This window comes from Pseudomonas abietaniphila, from assembly GCF_900100795.1.
Lineage (GTDB): Bacteria > Pseudomonadota > Gammaproteobacteria > Pseudomonadales > Pseudomonadaceae > Aquipseudomonas > Aquipseudomonas abietaniphila.
Genome location: NZ_FNCO01000028.1, coordinates 18,757 through 33,706 on the forward strand (window position 1 = coordinate 18,757; position 14,950 = coordinate 33,706).

Here is a 14,950-nt window from a genome sequence, read left to right on the forward strand (position 1 = left end):
TCATCCAGGTTGGCTTGGTTAGAAGCCCGACTGGTGTTAGCGCACCGTCGGGCTTCGTTCATTCTACATCAGTCAAGACCTGCTTTGGCGAATGCCAAGGGCTCCAGTCTGATCATCTCCGCAAGGGTCAGCGGCATAAAGTTGCGGTCGAGCTGCATTTCGGAGAACCGTTCGACGGTGAGGCCGCCATCGCGGAGCAGCTTTGCTCGCACGGGACCGATGGCCTTGTCCTGAAATGCAGCTGGCTGCTGGGTGAGCCAGTCGTAATAACTGAGGTCCGCCCTCACCTGCTGCGGCCCACTGTCACCGACTGAGGCGCGCGTGCCGTCTTTCGAAAGCAGCGCGCTGAATCGCGTGATCGCCACCACAGTTGATCGGCAGTTGATGTGAATAGGCGGCCGTGGCCCTTCGATCAGCTTGAAGCGCCGGCCATCCAGCGTTCGGCACTGGGCAGTCGTCTTTGAATCCAGCGTACTGACCCACTCAACCGACTGAACGACATCGCTGTTTTCCTTCAGCGTCTCCATTCGCGCCTGGGTGGCGACGTGCTGGACTGCTGTGTGTACGACTGAACCGGCATTGCGGTTGGTTGTAGCCAAGATGCCGTCGTTGAAGTTGAGCGCCTTGGTCCCGCGGATGTTCTTGATGATCTGGAAGTTGGTCTGGCCTTCGAAGAAGCCCTGCCTGATCGCACCTGTGAGGCGTTGCCGTTCAGTTGAAGTGAAGCCTTGGATGAACGGGTCGAGCAGCTTTCCGCCGTCCGCCCCGCGCACGCTGAGCGGGTTGGTGAGGATTGCCGCCCTGATCGCAGCAGAGCCTGGCAAGGCGGCGTCGAACGTGATGCTTGGCGGTGCTGCGCGCGTCAGGCTTGTTGCCTCGAACTGCGCCTCGTAGTTGGCGATATCCACCAGGTCGAGATTCAGCTGATCGGTAAACCGGTCGAAGATGCCCAGCAGCAGGCTGTCGACTTCCTTCAGCAGGCGCTCAAGACGCACCGCGGTGTAGTCGGTCAGATCCGCCTTGGTCAGCCGATCGCGAAGACTGCGATCAATTTCCTTCAGAAACGGGGCGAACTTCTTCACCTCGCCCGACTTCAGCTGCTCCAGGAAGACCGCGTGCCGGATGGTGGCGTCAAGGATTGCTTGGTTGGCCGCCATTGCCGGTTACCCCTGTCTCGTCGTCCAGGCCCAGTCCCGCCGAGTCCGTTTCCAGCTCGTCGCGAACCTGATCGTCCGTTTTCTCCGGATTGATGATTCCGCGATCGCGCAGGTACTGCCAGAAGTCGGTCACCGGCAGGCGACCGCCCTGCACGGCGTTGAACAGCGCGGCCATGATGTTCGCGTCCAGGCTGATCTGCGTGAAGTCCTGATTCAGCTTGTACTCGGCCTTGCCAGTGGCATCGGTGAACTCAGCCATCCATGCCAGGCACTGGGTGTAAGCCTCGCTGACGTTGCTGACCACCAGAGAAAGCACGCTATGTTCGGCGGCGCTGTCATTGTCTGCCTGCGTTGCGGTCTTCACCGCGCTGCCGCGCTCGATCAACCGGGCCCCCAAGGAGACCAACTGCTCTTCCTTGGCGTCCATGGCCTCTTTGATCATCGTGTTGGCCTGAGCCTGCAGGATGCCAGCCGAACCATTTGCCGGCAGCGGCAGGATCGCGCGGGAGCCGAAATAGATGCCCTTCTCTTCCAGCATCTTGACCCACTGCTCATCGAGCCCGGCCATGAACACTTGCGGCTGCCCCATCAGAAACGCCGCGTCTTCATAATCGGCGCTGTTCCGGTAATGGCCGATGTTGACCTCGGCCATGTCGTACAGCGGTGAGTCGTCGATGCTGGTGTCGTTGTTCTCGCTGCCAAGGAACTGGAACGGGATCACCTTCCACTGCTGGCCGGAGCCGTTGAGCGGGGTGAACGGCGGCACGATCATCTCAGTGACTGCCGATCCTTCCTGCCAGACCTCTTGCGTGTAGATGCCGGCGGCGTCAAGCCTCAGCACACGGTACTGAATTTCCTGTTCGCTGCCGAAACCATCGTCTGTGTCCACGTCGACCGTCTCACGCAGAACCACCAGGCTCAGCAGGTGCTGACCGCCGACCTGACGGGTTTTCCAGTTGCGAATGGCCTCGGCCGGGTAGCTGCTGACGTTCGCCCGGGCGCGACCCGCGATCTCATCGGCCTTGCTGACGCTGCCAGCCTCGACCGCTGCGTAATCCACAAGCAGGCCGTGACGACCAACTTCGAGCAGATGCCCGATGACCGATTGAGACTGCTGGTAGATGCTGACGCCCTGCCCGTCGATGTCCTTGGACACGTATTCGAGTGCGCCAGGCGTGGTGAGCGTCGGCCAGGTGCGGAACACCGCACCGACCAAGCTGTGTTTCGTCCGACCCGTTGCGTTGTAGAAGACGGCGCGAGCCTTGTAGCCCTTGTACCGCTCTGCGTTCTCTTTGCTAAGGTCATGAGCGTTTGGCTTTGGCAGATACAGCTCGCCAGCGGCTTTGATGGTTTCGGAGCCTTTGCAGACGTCACGCACCAGGCGCCAGCGGTTCTTCGCCGCGTCGTACTCGGGGCGGGTGAATGTGACGTCATTGGCCATCAGCGAGCAAACCCCATATTCAAGGTGGTGACCGGTTTAATGATCGGGAAGTCTTTGTGGATGAAGTAGCCGCCCGCGTCGTTCGCGTGGTCATTGCCTTGTGTCTTGTCCGGCTCGCCGTTGGGCGCCCAGATTTGCTGTTCAAGGCCATCGGCGTAGGTCGGGCAGGTAAACGGATTGACCTTGTAGCGGCGCTCGCCCTGCGCGTTGCAGAACATGGCGTTCATGGCATTGATCCGGTCTTTCACCGGCGGGTTTGCTGCTGGAGCGATCACCGTAAACCCGGCCTGCTTGAGCATGGCGATGTCAGTCAGGCTGGCATTCACCGACTTGCGCGAGTCGCCCGAGGCGTCCGGGTAGATCCGGATCTCGCAGGTCTTTTCGAAGTCGTTGCCGTTGTAGCGCCAGTAGCGCTCTTTGATGCGCTTGATCATGTCCGGCGTGTCATAGCCGTTCATGAGCTCGTCAACGGCGCACGGCATTCCCTGATCACGCTTCACGTGGGTGATCGCCGCCATCTTGCCGACGTTGAAGTCCATCCCGATGAACAGCGGCTCACCAGGCTCGACCTTGTCAAAGCACTGGTTCAGCTTTCGGTCGTACGCGTGGTAGATCGAGCCAGACGTCAGGTTAACGAACTGGCCGTTAAGGTAAGCGCGTATCAATTGAGCCGGGTACGACTCCATCAGCGATGGGATGTAATCGTCGGGCAGGTTCAGCTCGTTATCGAACGTGCTGGCCTGGATCAGGCCGTACATGGAAGCGAGCGCGGGTTTCTCCCGGATCTGCTTCATGAACTGCTGGTAGACGAACTTGAAGCCCTCAGGCGTCGTCGTCACGTCCACGCCGTTCTTAAGGCCCGGCACGTTGTAGCGCATCCGGGCAATGATCTTGCGCCAGGCATGCTGAGCCTTGAGCGCTGGGAGAACATCAAGCTCATCGACCAGCGCGTGCCCGATCTTGAAACCGACAATGGTCTGCGGCTTTTCCATCGAACGACATATCGTCGTGCTTCGGTACTGTCTCCCGCTGTAGAAATCGACCTCTTTGTCGCTTTCCTTGGTCCTGACCTTCAGGCCCCAGTCGTAAGCCACTTCCTCAATCGTTGGAAAGAAGATGTCTCGAATCTGCGGATAGGTCGGAGCGAAGTAGCCGGAGTTGATGCCCGGCCATTCCCATACGTGTTTGCAGAGAGCTGCACAGCCCACCCACGTCTTTCCCGAACCGAACCCTGCAACGAATCCGCGAAACTTATGCGGTAGCTGGAGGAAGTCAGCCTGGGGAACGTTCAGGCTCGGCATCCCGCTTCCTCGCATCAATTACGTGAACCGACACGGCGGTTGGAACAACTGGCTCCTCGTCCGCATCGGCTTTCTTCTGCCGGTTGACGTACATGTCGCCGGTTTCTTTGGCGGCCTGCTCCAGAATCTGCATGGCGAGGACAATGTTCTTCATCGTCTCAGCCTTCTCAACGAACCGGTTCATGGCTCGTAACCGGAACGCACGGTTCGCGATCGGTATATCTGCTGTCTCTTCACGAAACCGCTTCCGGGTGTCCTCGAACAGCGTCACCCAGCGCTTCGCCAAGTTCACGCCTGCTCGCTTGGTCGGGTCATGCTGTTCAACCTGCTGACGGGTCACGTCAACGTTGAATTCCTGCTTCACCGCCTGTGAGACTTGGGTGGGAGTGTCGAAGCACGCCAAAGCCTGAACGATGAAGGCTTTCACATCGCTTTTCAGGGCTGCCATAGATTTCCATCCGTCTCATGCCTGTCTCACTTCAGGCCGACTTGAGCAGACAGGTTCCGCAGGCCCTCGAAATATTCAGTTTCCCCACCTCAGCGGGTTTGTTTGCAGCGTCGACCATGGCCTGAACCTCAATGCTCGCACCATAGCGACGGACCACACCGACGAACTCTTCGACGTCGTGGCCTTGCAGCTTCAGCTTGGGCGCGCCGTCCTGAGTGAATGCAGGCTGACCGTATTTGTCAGTGGCCTGAGCCAGGTGATAGAGCTCGTGCTCAACGAGGGCACAGAACTCGGTATCGCTGCAGTTCGAGCAGTAGTCCGCAGCCAGCGTGATGATGAAGGCCGGCACACCGCCGAACCAATCGAACATCTGCTGTTCCATCCGGGCCTTCTGCCAACCACCTGCGCGGAAGGCAAGCTGCTCGGCCTGGCCCAGCACGCGACGACCCTGCTTCTCGAAACTGGACGATGCCCACATGACCGCGATATCGGCGTCAATCAAGTGAGCATGGTCTTCGTTGTGGATGCTGCCGGTGTCAGCGAGGATCTCGGTCTGTATCCATTCCCACACTTCAGGTGCCGGCTCAAGGCGGATGCCGAGCATACTGAGCTCTGACATCTCTTCGAATGACTTGGGAGGGAATGGTCGCGCCATGTGGGTCTCGCTATGGATTTGGCGCGACCGAGTTTTTTAGTTCAGATCACGCCCGAGCGCAGCTGTGAGCGACTGTGCCAGCACGAAGTACTGATGCCGGTAGTTTCGCTCAACATGAAATGGCTGGTCGTCCGGCACTTCAGAGGTTATCCGCTTGTCACGGTCAATCTTGAAGTGGAAGACCTCGACCCACCTGTCCCGATCTAACTCATCACGGTCCTTGCGCTCGAAGACATACTTTGCATAAACGCCTTTATTGCCGAGACGAATCAGGCACCTACCTCGAGCGACTCCAAACGGAGACTCGATTGCCGAGTCCAAACCGTCCGAAGAAGGCGTAATCGACAGGCCAAGCTTGGCACCGTCATCGTCTGTCAATTCTGCTGCCAGCTTCTCGATCGCTTGCTTGGCATTGAATCGCAACTCCGCTGCCTCTGCGCGGGCGAATCTTGTATTGTCCAGGTCCTGCGGCGTTAGCTTTTTGTAATCCATGACAGCCTCCCTTAGTGAGAGACCATTATGGCACCCGCGAAATGCGCCACGAAACGGACGTATCTGAATTTGTGGCGCGGGTCAGCTGTATGCCTTCCAGCCTGCTTGAAACTTATTAGGTTGAATGGTCAGCCTGAGGTATCCCAGCACTGGCAGGTTCAGGGTGGCCGAGCCATTCCAGCCTGGCTCAGACTTGTATGTTCGAGTCGATCCAAAGCCGGACGGGATCATCTTGTTCGTCTCTTGCCAATGAAGAGCCCAGCGCCATGTGATCGAGTTACGCCAGTGGAGAGAAGCCACCATCACTCCAGATCGAGAGCCGCCATTTCCACGCATGCGATTGAAAAGATTCAGCGGTCCAATTTTCATGGGAAAGCCTCGGCTTGGTATGTAGGTGATGGTTCGGTACGAATTATTCGTTAGCAGGAGGTTCGCGCAGCTTCGATTGCTGCACCACCCGGGCAACCGCAACCGCCACACTCAGCGCCATGTTCACGCTGGCGAACACCAGCGGGTTAACTGCTCCCTGAAACACCGACCAAGCGACAGCGGCAGCGTTAACCGCAGCAATAAGCGCGGCGATCTGCACACTGGTCATTCGCCAGGCTTTCCGCCATTCAGGGATGAGGGCCATGTTCTGTGTCCGAGGGAATGAGTTTTTCGAGGCTTTCGGCGTAGCGCTTCCAGTCGTCACGGCTCTTCGTCACGCGGCGCAATTCGGCCTTTGGGGTTTCGGGCTCAGGACACGCCGACGGGGCAGACGTGAACCGGAAAACCGTTGTCTTGTGCTCGGCTGGTTGCCGGGTTCCTGAGTCTTGCTGTGCGCAGCCGGCAAGCAACAGCACCACAACCAGTGCGCACCTCACTTTGGCCGTCCGTTGAGCGTCAGCTGCTTCACGGCATCGGTGAGTGTGTCCACACGGTATTCCTGCTTCTCTGTCGAGGTCTTCACCACGCCAAGCGTCACTCCGTACGAGTCGAGTGTTCGCTCGATGGAGCCGATCCGTTGGATGGTCACGGCCTGGGTGGTCTGGTAGTTGTTAAGAGCCACCTGGAGGGATGACAGCGAGGACACCACGTAGCTGAACGCGGCGAGGGCTCCGAGAGAGATAACGGTTTGCAGGATGGGCACGATGAGCTTGAACATCGTACTGTCAGCGATGCGCGAGACTTCAGTCATGGTGACATCCGGAATAAAAGGCCCGAGACATCCGGGCAAAGGAGCGCTGGAGGAGCAGCACGATGGAAGCATGAGGGCCTAATAAGGGCCACTTTGAAACGCAAAAACCCGGCGCATTGGCCGGGTTTCGATGTTCGTGTGCGTCGGTGGTGAGTTGCGCACTATGGCGCTAAATCTTTTCCAGCCCATTGTTGATGCGCATTTTCTTGAGCTTGCTCATGGGAAGCCCCTTGGCGTCCCAGTGGTAACCATCATCGTTCCAGGGACAAATCAGGCCAGTGAGCCCCAAGCGTATGCGCTCATCGCGATCCCGGGAAAGCCGATGGCACATCAGTTTAACTGGATCCAGGTGGAACCACTCACCACGCACGTGATGCTCTTGAAGTTCACGATGGAGTGCTGACTCTGCTCGCAAGCTTCCACGGAACACGCAATGTATGAGTAGAGGTTTTGGCGATCCAACCTGCATCCCGATTAAGCGCGAGCTTAGCTCTGTGGCGTATCCTACTTTTGCAAACGGCTCGCCCGCCATCCCAACAATGTAGACAGCCGGAAGTCCCTTCCATGCAGGAGGTGGCGCTTTAGGTTTTGGCTGGTGAGCGGCGCAATAATTTGTCTTGCCCAAGGCATCCCGCAGACAACGCGAGCGCTGGCAGATGCTTGGCAGATGGGAGGTTTCCATAAACAGAATTCTTTGGGTCTGGGTCAATTTGTTCCCCTTGGCCCACCCCTGCGATTGAACACGTCCTAACCAAGCGCACGTATCACAGGATGGGCAGATAATGGCTCATTGGATCAATTTTCGTCAAGCTGCTTCTGAAATAAGCAGACCTTCATGCTCAAGAATGTGCCCGACTTCGACTAGCGCCTCGTCAACAGCCCGCTCAAGCGCTTTGCGAATTTCTCGCCTCCACCGCTCCTGGGTCTTCACCGGGTGCGGCTCATCGGTCCAGTTGTCCATCTCGTACCAGCCAGCAGGCAGGACATTCGTTGAGCGCTTTCCCTCAACACCCAACAGCTTTGGCAGCGCCCATGTCACAACCGCGCAGTGACGGAATCGCTCGGGCGCCGGCGAACGAATCGCCTTGGTTAGCTCGGTTATTGCTGCATGCTTGCGATCAGTATGTGTCGAGTACTTAGCAACCAATGAACGCCATTGGGGAGCACTCAAGCCCTTATGAAGGCGACCGAAGACCCAGCAGTCTTGAAGGAATGCCGCCTCTTTTCCGAGAATCTCTCCGCTCTGCTTTGCGCACTGGACCTTCGGCTCGAAATCGCACCCTCCGGCACTGTTGATCGTTTCAGCCGCAAGAGCCCGCACCACTGCTGACACCACATTGCGATAAGTCATGCTGCTCTCCCCTTCAGCTCTTTGGTCTTTGCCCGGTAAAGCGCTGTCAGCGCCTTCAGGTCGTCGTCTGCGATGGGTTTCTTCCCGGGCCTTGCGAAAACGGCATCAATCGGATCAATGCCTTCTCTGATCCGGTTGACTATCGATCTCACGGACACGGTTACGCCTGGCTCCCGATGCCACTCGGCAGCGGTCATGGTGTGACCCTCGATGGTTATGGCGACTGCGTTGCTTCTTTCGTACTTGTGATTCGTCTTGCGTGGCGGCGGGATAGGCTTGCGCCCGTTGTGGGTGACCTTGTCGCCGAATAGCGCTTCGAAATCCGATGCGCCTGCAGCCTTTCGGAACAGTATTGTTTTGCCGCTTACGTTCACTCTGGGGTCGCGAGCCCAGGCTGTAGCTGTATCGCGCCGCCCCTCAAACTCGATGAGTCCCACACTGCTACGGAATTCATGTGACTCAGGCCTGAAGCCGCGCTTCACGTTACAGCCACGGCACAGAATCCTGAGGTTCGATGCAGTGTTGTTCTGACGATCATCGTCAATGTGGTCTACGTGGCAGGTGGCCCACGTTTGCGGCAGGCCACAAAGCTCACATGGACGGCATTCCGGCCCTACAATCGGCCACATGACAAAGCGGTGCTCAAAGACACAGTTCGTCTTGTTCGCCAGGGGATGACCGGGCTTGTACAAAGTGATGTAGCCGTTCGGAGTGACATATCGAAGGGCGCGCCCTATCGGCGTCTTCACGACGGTTCCGTTCCGACGCACGCGGAAGTAGTGCATTTTACAGAGCTTCGCCGCCTTGTAGGACGCTTCACGCTCACAGTTTTCTACGCTGCATTGCATTGAATTCGAGCCTCCAAGCGACGACACTTTTTGGTGAAAACTGCCTTGATTCGCTTCAAGTACGGAATGTCATGGCGGGCAACCGAATGATTGCTTTCGAGCCAATCGACTTTGGTCTGCCCGATTTTCTCGATCAACCTTGGCCTGTACCCAGCAATGTTCCCGCTCAGGTGGTTATTACAAATGGAGCAAGCACGGTGCATGTTCCAAAGATTGAACCTGATGTGGGGGGCTGCACCGACGCTACGGAAGTGCGAGCAATGCCACTGCCCTCCCCACGACGCTGGCTTGTCGCAGCTGATGCAGCCGAGATGCGCATCGCGCAGGCGCACGTAGCGGTTGATCACTGCTTGGGCTTCCTTCGCGTATTCCGCCCTGCTCTTCAGCTTCTCCTTACGCGCTCGGACTTCCTTGCGCTCAATCTGAGCCAGTGCCTTGCGGGCCTTTTCCTGGTTCGCCGGAGCGATGGCCAGGCCGCACGCCCAGCCGCATACCTTCTGCCCCAGCTTGGCCGGCACGAACTTGGTGGCGCATTCCGGATTGGCGCAGGTCTTCTGCTTGCGCGCCGGTGGCGACTTCTTCACTGCCTGTCCGATCACAGCCCACCTCCAAACTGATACTCCACCTGGTGGTGCTGATACCCAGCCTCAATGAGCGTGACGAAGCAGCGGGCGGCGCTGATGAGGGTCTTAATGGTCTTCATGCCGACCTCCAGATCTGCGAGCGGGTCTTCTTTCCGTTCTTTTTTGCGTCGCGAATCACCTTGCGCAGCTCTTCCTGCCCTTGCCTCAATGTGATTGCGCCGGAGGTAATGCGCTCGACGAGGTCAGCGCGATATGAAGTGCTGTCTGCGACAATCCCCTGCTCCTCTGCTATCTGCAGGGCGACACGCTTGTCTATACGCCGGTCGTACCAATCACGGCGGCTCATGCGGCCACCTCGCCCAGCAGATCGCCGAAGTACACGCCCCTGCTGCTGAAATCCGCGACGATGCGATCGGTGTAGGCGATGCCCTGGGCGCGGTTGAACAGGCTGGTCACAGGGAAGCCGTCCGGACCGAGCAGCTTGCAGTCACCCATCAGTCCGAGCTTTTCCTCGTAGGTCAGATGCTTCGTGGTCCGGTGCCAGGCCGCGCGATAGTCCTCGTCCTCGTTGATCAGGATCTGAACACCGTGGTGAAGCTTGCAGTACTTGCGCGCATCACTGGCGTTGCCGATCTGGGTCATCTCGGCGATGCGCTTGTAGAAGGCGAACCACAGTGCGTTCTGATCCAGCGTGCGGTCCTTGCCCGGGCGCAGGGAGACCACGACGAACTTTTTGTCGCGGTACATCGCCGTCATGCGGGTGATGGCTTCAGTGAGCTTGGATTGGCAGTTGATGCTGATCTTGTCAGTCATGGCTGGCCTCCTTGCTCATGGCGACATAGCCAGCTTCCTTCTCTGGCGAGTAAAAACCAGCCCCCACAACCTCCTCGTACAGCTTGCGCATTTCGGTCAGCGCGCATTCCAGCATCCGGGCATGGCTAACGCCCTCATACCCTCGCTTACGCCCCATAATCGTCTGGTCGTAGTAACCAGGACAGCCAAGGGCGTGATCGTTACGGATAGCCATGCTCATCAACAAGCCAGGCGATGGCTGTAGCGAAACAAGAACTTTGCCTTCGCGCTCTTTGCGCAACGCCTCGTTCTCACCCTTGAGCCTTTCAATCTCCCCCTTAGCAGCCTGAAGGGTGGCGTGTAGGTCGGTGTTCTCGGTTTTGAGCTGGTCGCGCTCAGCCTTCAGCGCATAGACCCAGTCGACGAATTTCCCAAGGTCAAGATGCTGGTCCTCAAACCGTTTCTCTGGCTGGCAGCCGCCATGGGGGGCGCACATTCCAGAGGTCTGGCATGGCATCATCGTTTTCCGACAAATCAGGCCGCTCATTTGAAAACCCCCGCGATGTTCACAGGCGCAGTAACCCGCTGAACTTTGTGGTGCAAGCCATAACCGGCTACCACGACGATGATGGTCAGGACGATCCAGATTCGGTTGGTCATGGCCGGGCCCCCGAGATGACTTCACGACGGCCATGGCTGTCGATATCAGTCACCACGCCGCGCTCGACCAATTTGTCCATAAGTCGACAAGCGCTGCCGTAGCCGATCCTGAAGTTTCGCTGCAGCGCAGAAATAGAGGCCCTGCCCGTCTGGAGAACGAAGCTGGTTGCCATGAGCAAATTGTCCCTTTCCTGCTGCTCCAATTGCGCAAGAAGGGCTTTCACGTCAGGACTGATGGCTTCATCCGCCATCGACTCACATGCCGCCTGCCACACCACCCAGCGCTCGACGTGAGCCTCGTAGGTGGTCACCGTCGAATTGCGCAGCTCGGTCAGCACGTAGCGCGAGGTTTCAGGGTTCCAGGTTACGCCAGCAGGAACTGGGAATTTGGTTTCGAATTGTTCGCGACTGGTCATCAGGAAACCCTCTTTGCAGCGAGCTCTTCAGCTTGGCGATTCAACAGCGCGCGGCGCTCGGCCAGTTCGTTAGCGGCCTGGATCTTCATCTCCAGCCGGCGCTCTTCGGACGCGGCATTCATTTCGGCCATGTTGTCTTTGATGACCTTCAGCTTGGCCCTGACGTCTGCGCTCGGTCGTGAGACGGTCCCGGTCAGTAACCCGGCGACGGCGCGCCCATCCTCGGTAACAGGCGCGATTCGCAAGTCAGCGAGATACTTCGTGCCAGCGTCTTGGCTGATCAGCTGCGAGCGAACGGCAGACTCAATCGCTTGAACGCGACGTGCTTGGTCGTAGCCGAGGGAAACCTCCCACTTGAGAGGCGTTCCCTCTGCGCGCGCTGAGCTAACCAGACGCTCATAGGCACTGAGGAAAGCCATACGAGCGCCGACCTTATCGCCAGCGTCGAGAATCGGCCCAGACGCGCTCATGGCCTGCCTGATCTCTGGAGTCAGTACGACGGTGTCAAACTCATCACTGGCAGCCATGGCGATCGACCAGGCCTCATCCTTTCCCGGACGGCCGTCCGCTGCCTGAATGCGCTGCAGGATGGCTCCAAGGGTCAAGCGTCCAGTCAGTTCGCGGCGACAGCTCCGCAAGGCGCTGGCGATCACCTCGATGGTGTGCTCTGCCAAGTCCTCGGCCATCATCTGGGCAGCGCTGGGGCTTATGGTCTGCCCGAGGGTTTCCGCAGTAGCGCAGATCGCCATCGCGAGCTCTGCTTGATCATCGAATGAAAGCATTGCCACGCCCTCCCCCGTTGCGGATAGCGGACGCTGCCTGCTGTGCAGCGTTGATGTTGGCCTGCGTGTTCTCCATCTGGCGGGCTGTAGTCGCGTTCATCTGGCGATTGGTAGCCCACTGGGTGCGATAGCTCTCAGCCTTGGCGAGCAGCGATCCGATGTCGTGGAAGTTGCGGATGAGGTACGAATCGTTGATGCCGACGAAGAACTGGGCGACCGCTGCCGCTTCACCACCAAGACGTTTCCAGAGTTCAACAACTTGGCGATTGACCTTGGCATTGCGAACAGGCGTTGCGCCGTATCGGTCCTGGTAGGCACTGGCATAGGTCGCCCAGATTCCACGACAGGCTTCCTGCTTGGCTTCGTCACCTTCGGATTTTTTCTTGGCACGCTTTGGCGAAGCCGGAGCGAGCGCCTGTGAAGTAGTCTTGTGTGTAGTCTTCTGTGTAGTCTCTGTAATAGTTGTGCCGTTTCGGTCGCACTTGTCTGACCCTTTGGGCAGAACTTGTTGTGCCGTTTGGGTAGAACCAGTTGTGCCGTTTGGGCAGGACTTGTTGTGCTCTTTGGGCAGTACAGGAAGAACCTTCTCGCCGGACAGATAATCGAGCAGCAACTCGGTGTCGACACGGAAATGCATTTTTGCCGGAACGCCCTTTCTGACTTCTTCCAAGAGCTGGATCTGTCCCAGGCTCTTGCGTGCAGTGCGCACCTCTTTGCATGACAGGCCGATTTCGACCTCCCATTCAGATTCGGTTTTGTAGAACCAGCCATCGTTGGTCTTTTCGGTCCAATAGACGGCTTGAGAAAGGAACTGAGCGGCGGATGCGCTCAACCCGAGAACGCGCCTGAAAGCCGGATATACGGCTACGGCGCTTCCAGCCAATTCAGTGAGCTGCATCCTCAACCGACCTTTGCTTATCGCATGTAGTGCTGCCATAATGGTTCTCGCTGATTGCTGTACTTAAGAACCACCGGGCCTGGTGGTTTTTTTGTGCCTGAAATTCAGGCGACCTTTACGGACTGCTTGAAAACTTCCAGGCTGACGATCACCTCGTCGGCTTCCTTGATCAGTTCCGACTTCTCGCGCGAGCACACATGCCCATCCGACTGTGCGTCGTAGGCCAGTCGAGTCACGTCAGCGAGATCTACGTGCAGGCGCATCAGCGCCGAGTTCAGGTCGGTAGGTGCAGGCTTCTCTTTCGGGACCAGGTCAAATCCGAAGTGCTCAGCCCAAGCTTTCAGCGGGCGGAAGTCCTCGGTGTACTTCATGATCCGGTGCAGTTCCTGCACGTTCATCTTGTGGCTGTCGTAGTCCGGGTTGGCTTTCTGCGACAGCAAAGTCCGCGAAGGAAAACTCGCGCCCTCGGCGATCTTGCTCGCGCCGTGCGTGTCCACCACGTCGTAGATGGCCTTCATCAATTCCTGCATGTCACACCTCGAAAATTGTTACGTGGCGTTACGCCACCAGCGACGCGATCATTTGCTTACCAACTGATCAAGGACGTATCCATGACCGACTCTTCCGAACTGCAAGGCGAGATAACCGCCCTCTGCTGCTTTGTGGGTGCCTTGGCATCCACCCTGCCCCTGTCTTCTCAGATGAGGCTCTGGCCTGCGTTCGAGCAGAAGGCCAGTCAGTTACGTGATCAGTTGAGCCAAGAGGCTCTACGCGGCTTCGAACTGGCGACGATCTCGCTCAGCTCGAAGCGCGGTTAGGCCGCTGTCTTTTGGGAAGGAAACGGACGCTGCTCCAGCGCCGTAAGACTTCCATCCTCATTGCAGAAAACAACGACGTCTCGGCCGACTCGGATGGCCTTGCTCAGGGCTCCTTGAGTGCAGCCAAGCATCTGCGCGGCCTTGGTATGGCCGTGCTCTTTTGCGAATTCAGAAAGCGGGATACGGCGCATTGCGACGTCCTCTACGTGTTTGCTCGGCGCCAGTATGACCGCCGGTATTGTTGCCAGTCAATACCGGCGATATTGGTTGCACGAATACCGCAGGTATTATGATTTGTGGATGACTAAAGACTCTCGAAGACTGCCGCTTGCCGATTGGCAACTGGACGATAGCGACCGCCTGAAGGAAATCTTTCAGAAGAAGCGCGCGGCTTTAAAGCTCACTCAGGAAAAGCTTGCTGAGGGATTGGGTGACGGCGTTACCCAGGGCGCGATCAGCCATTTTATGAATCGTCGTACCGCTCTGAGTCTCAAGGCTGTTGCTGTCTTTGCGAAAATGCTTGATGTGAAGATCGAGGACATAAGCCCTACCTTGGCGCGCCAGATCGGCGAACTGGGTCTGGCCGCTCCGGCCGAGGTGAAGCACTCGCCAGGCGTGCACTCAAGAACGGCGGCAAACACCCCTTTTCCTGTCGGCAGCGATACTGAAGCCGCAGAAGACAAGTACGCGCACATTCCTCAGTACAGCGCCAAAGCTGCTGCAGGGCTGGGGCATGAAAACCCGCACGTTGAAACGCTGGCCACACTCGCGTTCAAGCTGGACTGGCTGCGCACCAAGGGTGTGAAGGCCGAGAACCTTTTGGTGATCTATGCCGAAGGCGACAGCATGTGGCCGACGATTAACGACCACGACGTACTCCTGGTGGACAAGTCGAAGATCGAGCCAGCTGATGGGCATGTGTTCGTCCTGTCGAGCACGGACAAAGGCGCGATCGTGAAACGCCTGGTGCAGTCGCCCTTGGGCGGATGGATCATCCGAAGCGACAACGAAGACAAGGATGAGTACGGCGATCTGCTGCTGTCACGCAGTGACGTGAACGAGCATCGGATCATTGGGCGGGTCATCTGGCGAGGCGGCGATCTGTAACAGGTAACGGGTTCCGAAAG

General features: G+C 57.9%; 23 protein-coding genes. 2 read left to right on the forward strand and 21 right to left on the reverse strand.

Going from position 1 to position 14,950, the window contains the following annotated elements; all coding sequences use genetic code 11:
• Positions 1-68: 68 nt before the first annotated feature.
• The 20 genes from BLS87_RS31795 to BLS87_RS31885 form a co-directional block, all read right to left on the reverse strand.
• Positions 69-1,157: a minor capsid protein gene (locus BLS87_RS31795; RefSeq protein WP_074759039.1), complete on the reverse strand. Its 1,089-nt coding sequence runs from the start codon at positions 1,155-1,157 to the stop codon at positions 69-71.
• Positions 1,132-2,598 carry a DUF4055 domain-containing protein gene (locus tag BLS87_RS31800; protein WP_074759041.1) on the reverse strand — a complete coding sequence of 489 codons (1,467 nt, stop codon included), beginning with the start codon at positions 2,596-2,598 and terminating at the stop codon, positions 1,132-1,134. Before BLS87_RS31800 ends, BLS87_RS31795 begins: the two co-directional genes overlap by 26 nt.
• Positions 2,598-3,899, reverse strand: a complete 1,302-nt coding sequence (locus tag BLS87_RS31805; protein WP_074759043.1) for a terminase large subunit domain-containing protein — start codon at positions 3,897-3,899, stop codon at positions 2,598-2,600. The genes BLS87_RS31800 and BLS87_RS31805 overlap by 1 nt, the downstream gene beginning before the upstream one ends.
• Positions 3,871-4,347 (reverse strand): DUF2280 domain-containing protein, encoded by a 477-nt coding sequence (locus BLS87_RS31810; protein WP_074759045.1) that lies wholly within the window; start codon positions 4,345-4,347, stop codon positions 3,871-3,873. Before BLS87_RS31810 ends, BLS87_RS31805 begins: the two co-directional genes overlap by 29 nt.
• A gap of 31 nt (positions 4,348-4,378) precedes the next feature.
• On the reverse strand, positions 4,379-5,002 hold the full coding sequence (locus BLS87_RS31815) for a putative metallopeptidase (protein ID WP_074759047.1): 624 nt from the start codon (positions 5,000-5,002) through the stop codon (positions 4,379-4,381).
• Positions 5,003-5,038: 36 nt separating this feature from the next.
• Positions 5,039-5,494, reverse strand: a complete 456-nt coding sequence (locus BLS87_RS31820) for a hypothetical protein (RefSeq protein WP_074759048.1) — start codon at positions 5,492-5,494, stop codon at positions 5,039-5,041.
• Between the two features lie 81 nt (positions 5,495-5,575).
• Positions 5,576-5,863, reverse strand: coding sequence for a hypothetical protein (locus BLS87_RS34015; RefSeq protein ID WP_143024533.1), 288 nt, complete (start codon positions 5,861-5,863; stop codon positions 5,576-5,578).
• A 43-nt stretch (positions 5,864-5,906) separates the two neighbouring features.
• Positions 5,907-6,128: a DUF7940 domain-containing protein gene (locus BLS87_RS31825; protein WP_074759050.1), complete on the reverse strand. Its 222-nt coding sequence runs from the start codon at positions 6,126-6,128 to the stop codon at positions 5,907-5,909.
• Between the two features lie 228 nt (positions 6,129-6,356).
• Positions 6,357-6,674, reverse strand: coding sequence for a hypothetical protein (locus BLS87_RS31830; RefSeq protein WP_074759052.1), 318 nt, complete (start codon positions 6,672-6,674; stop codon positions 6,357-6,359).
• A 169-nt stretch (positions 6,675-6,843) separates the two neighbouring features.
• Entirely contained in the window at positions 6,844-7,383 is a 540-nt protein-coding gene (locus tag BLS87_RS31835) for a GIY-YIG nuclease family protein (protein ID WP_143024534.1), read from the reverse strand.
• A 96-nt stretch (positions 7,384-7,479) separates the two neighbouring features.
• Positions 7,480-8,025 (reverse strand): hypothetical protein, encoded by a 546-nt coding sequence (locus BLS87_RS31840; RefSeq protein WP_074759056.1) that lies wholly within the window; start codon positions 8,023-8,025, stop codon positions 7,480-7,482.
• Positions 8,022-8,873 carry an HNH endonuclease signature motif containing protein gene (locus BLS87_RS31845; protein WP_074759058.1) on the reverse strand — a complete coding sequence of 284 codons (852 nt, stop codon included), beginning with the start codon at positions 8,871-8,873 and terminating at the stop codon, positions 8,022-8,024. The genes BLS87_RS31840 and BLS87_RS31845 overlap by 4 nt, the downstream gene beginning before the upstream one ends.
• Positions 8,858-9,472 (reverse strand): recombination protein NinG, encoded by a 615-nt coding sequence (locus BLS87_RS31850; RefSeq protein WP_244165934.1) that lies wholly within the window; start codon positions 9,470-9,472, stop codon positions 8,858-8,860. The genes BLS87_RS31845 and BLS87_RS31850 overlap by 16 nt, the downstream gene beginning before the upstream one ends.
• Positions 9,473-9,572: 100 nt before the next feature.
• A complete protein-coding gene (locus BLS87_RS31855; RefSeq protein ID WP_074759060.1) occupies positions 9,573-9,803 on the reverse strand; it encodes a hypothetical protein in 231 nt (76 codons plus the stop codon).
• The gene (locus BLS87_RS31860) at positions 9,800-10,270 is read right to left on the reverse strand and encodes a hypothetical protein (RefSeq protein WP_074759062.1); all 471 of its coding nucleotides are present in this window, start codon (positions 10,268-10,270) and stop codon (positions 9,800-9,802) included. The genes BLS87_RS31855 and BLS87_RS31860 overlap by 4 nt, the downstream gene beginning before the upstream one ends.
• On the reverse strand, positions 10,263-10,796 hold the full coding sequence (locus tag BLS87_RS31865) for a THO complex subunit 7 family protein (RefSeq protein ID WP_143024535.1): 534 nt from the start codon (positions 10,794-10,796) through the stop codon (positions 10,263-10,265). The genes BLS87_RS31860 and BLS87_RS31865 overlap by 8 nt, the downstream gene beginning before the upstream one ends.
• Positions 10,797-10,905: 109 nt before the next feature.
• Entirely contained in the window at positions 10,906-11,325 is a 420-nt protein-coding gene (locus BLS87_RS31870) for a DNA translocase FtsK (RefSeq protein WP_074759066.1), read from the reverse strand.
• Positions 11,325-12,107 carry a hypothetical protein gene (locus tag BLS87_RS31875; protein ID WP_074759068.1) on the reverse strand — a complete coding sequence of 261 codons (783 nt, stop codon included), beginning with the start codon at positions 12,105-12,107 and terminating at the stop codon, positions 11,325-11,327. The genes BLS87_RS31870 and BLS87_RS31875 overlap by 1 nt, the downstream gene beginning before the upstream one ends.
• Positions 12,091-13,005: a hypothetical protein gene (locus BLS87_RS34845; RefSeq protein WP_244165935.1), complete on the reverse strand. Its 915-nt coding sequence runs from the start codon at positions 13,003-13,005 to the stop codon at positions 12,091-12,093. The genes BLS87_RS31875 and BLS87_RS34845 overlap by 17 nt, the downstream gene beginning before the upstream one ends.
• 104 nt (positions 13,006-13,109) lie before the next feature.
• Complete coding sequence (locus BLS87_RS31885) at positions 13,110-13,535, reverse strand: phage regulatory CII family protein (protein WP_074759072.1); 426 nt, start codon at positions 13,533-13,535, stop codon at positions 13,110-13,112.
• Between the two features lie 81 nt (positions 13,536-13,616).
• Between BLS87_RS31885 and BLS87_RS31890 the strand changes: the two genes are divergently transcribed.
• Positions 13,617-13,823: a hypothetical protein gene (locus tag BLS87_RS31890; protein ID WP_062390893.1), complete on the forward strand. Its 207-nt coding sequence runs from the start codon at positions 13,617-13,619 to the stop codon at positions 13,821-13,823.
• Here the strand turns inward: BLS87_RS31890 and BLS87_RS31895 are convergent.
• A complete protein-coding gene (locus BLS87_RS31895; protein WP_074759074.1) occupies positions 13,820-14,014 on the reverse strand; it encodes a Cro/CI family transcriptional regulator in 195 nt (64 codons plus the stop codon). The two genes, BLS87_RS31890 and BLS87_RS31895, sit on opposite strands and share 4 nt — an antisense overlap.
• Positions 14,015-14,048: 34 nt before the next feature.
• Between BLS87_RS31895 and BLS87_RS31900 the strand changes: the two genes are divergently transcribed.
• Complete coding sequence (locus BLS87_RS31900; RefSeq protein WP_244165936.1) at positions 14,049-14,930, forward strand: LexA family transcriptional regulator; 882 nt, start codon at positions 14,049-14,051, stop codon at positions 14,928-14,930.
• The last annotated feature ends 20 nt before the right edge of the window (positions 14,931-14,950 follow it).

Coding starts and splice junctions, on each gene's coding strand:
- BLS87_RS31845 (WP_074759058.1), bottom strand. CDS start 8,873: ATGCAATGCAGCGTAGAAAACTGTGAGCGTGAAGCGTCCTACAAGGCG.
- BLS87_RS31840 (WP_074759056.1), bottom strand. CDS start 8,025: ATGACTTATCGCAATGTGGTGTCAGCAGTGGTGCGGGCTCTTGCGGCT.
- BLS87_RS34015 (WP_143024533.1), bottom strand. CDS start 5,863: ATGAAAATTGGACCGCTGAATCTTTTCAATCGCATGCGTGGAAATGGC.
- BLS87_RS31810 (WP_074759045.1), bottom strand. CDS start 4,347: ATGGCAGCCCTGAAAAGCGATGTGAAAGCCTTCATCGTTCAGGCTTTG.
- BLS87_RS31875 (WP_074759068.1), bottom strand. CDS start 12,107: ATGCTTTCATTCGATGATCAAGCAGAGCTCGCGATGGCGATCTGCGCT.
- BLS87_RS31855 (WP_074759060.1), bottom strand. CDS start 9,803: ATGAGCCGCCGTGATTGGTACGACCGGCGTATAGACAAGCGTGTCGCC.
- BLS87_RS31805 (WP_074759043.1), bottom strand. CDS start 3,899: ATGCCGAGCCTGAACGTTCCCCAGGCTGACTTCCTCCAGCTACCGCAT.
- BLS87_RS31895 (WP_074759074.1), bottom strand. CDS start 14,014: ATGCGCCGTATCCCGCTTTCTGAATTCGCAAAAGAGCACGGCCATACC.
- BLS87_RS31800 (WP_074759041.1), bottom strand. CDS start 2,598: ATGGCCAATGACGTCACATTCACCCGCCCCGAGTACGACGCGGCGAAG.
- BLS87_RS31795 (WP_074759039.1), bottom strand. CDS start 1,157: ATGGCGGCCAACCAAGCAATCCTTGACGCCACCATCCGGCACGCGGTC.
- BLS87_RS31815 (WP_074759047.1), bottom strand. CDS start 5,002: ATGGCGCGACCATTCCCTCCCAAGTCATTCGAAGAGATGTCAGAGCTC.
- BLS87_RS34845 (WP_244165935.1), bottom strand. CDS start 13,005: ATGCAGCTCACTGAATTGGCTGGAAGCGCCGTAGCCGTATATCCGGCT.
- BLS87_RS31870 (WP_074759066.1), bottom strand. CDS start 11,325: ATGACCAGTCGCGAACAATTCGAAACCAAATTCCCAGTTCCTGCTGGC.
- BLS87_RS31825 (WP_074759050.1), bottom strand. CDS start 6,128: ATGGCCCTCATCCCTGAATGGCGGAAAGCCTGGCGAATGACCAGTGTG.
- BLS87_RS31860 (WP_074759062.1), bottom strand. CDS start 10,270: ATGACTGACAAGATCAGCATCAACTGCCAATCCAAGCTCACTGAAGCC.
- BLS87_RS31900 (WP_244165936.1), top strand. CDS start 14,049: ATGACCGCCGGTATTGTTGCCAGTCAATACCGGCGATATTGGTTGCAC.
- BLS87_RS31820 (WP_074759048.1), bottom strand. CDS start 5,494: ATGGATTACAAAAAGCTAACGCCGCAGGACCTGGACAATACAAGATTC.
- BLS87_RS31830 (WP_074759052.1), bottom strand. CDS start 6,674: ATGACTGAAGTCTCGCGCATCGCTGACAGTACGATGTTCAAGCTCATC.
- BLS87_RS31890 (WP_062390893.1), top strand. CDS start 13,617: ATGACCGACTCTTCCGAACTGCAAGGCGAGATAACCGCCCTCTGCTGC.
- BLS87_RS31865 (WP_143024535.1), bottom strand. CDS start 10,796: ATGAGCGGCCTGATTTGTCGGAAAACGATGATGCCATGCCAGACCTCT.
- BLS87_RS31885 (WP_074759072.1), bottom strand. CDS start 13,535: ATGCAGGAATTGATGAAGGCCATCTACGACGTGGTGGACACGCACGGC.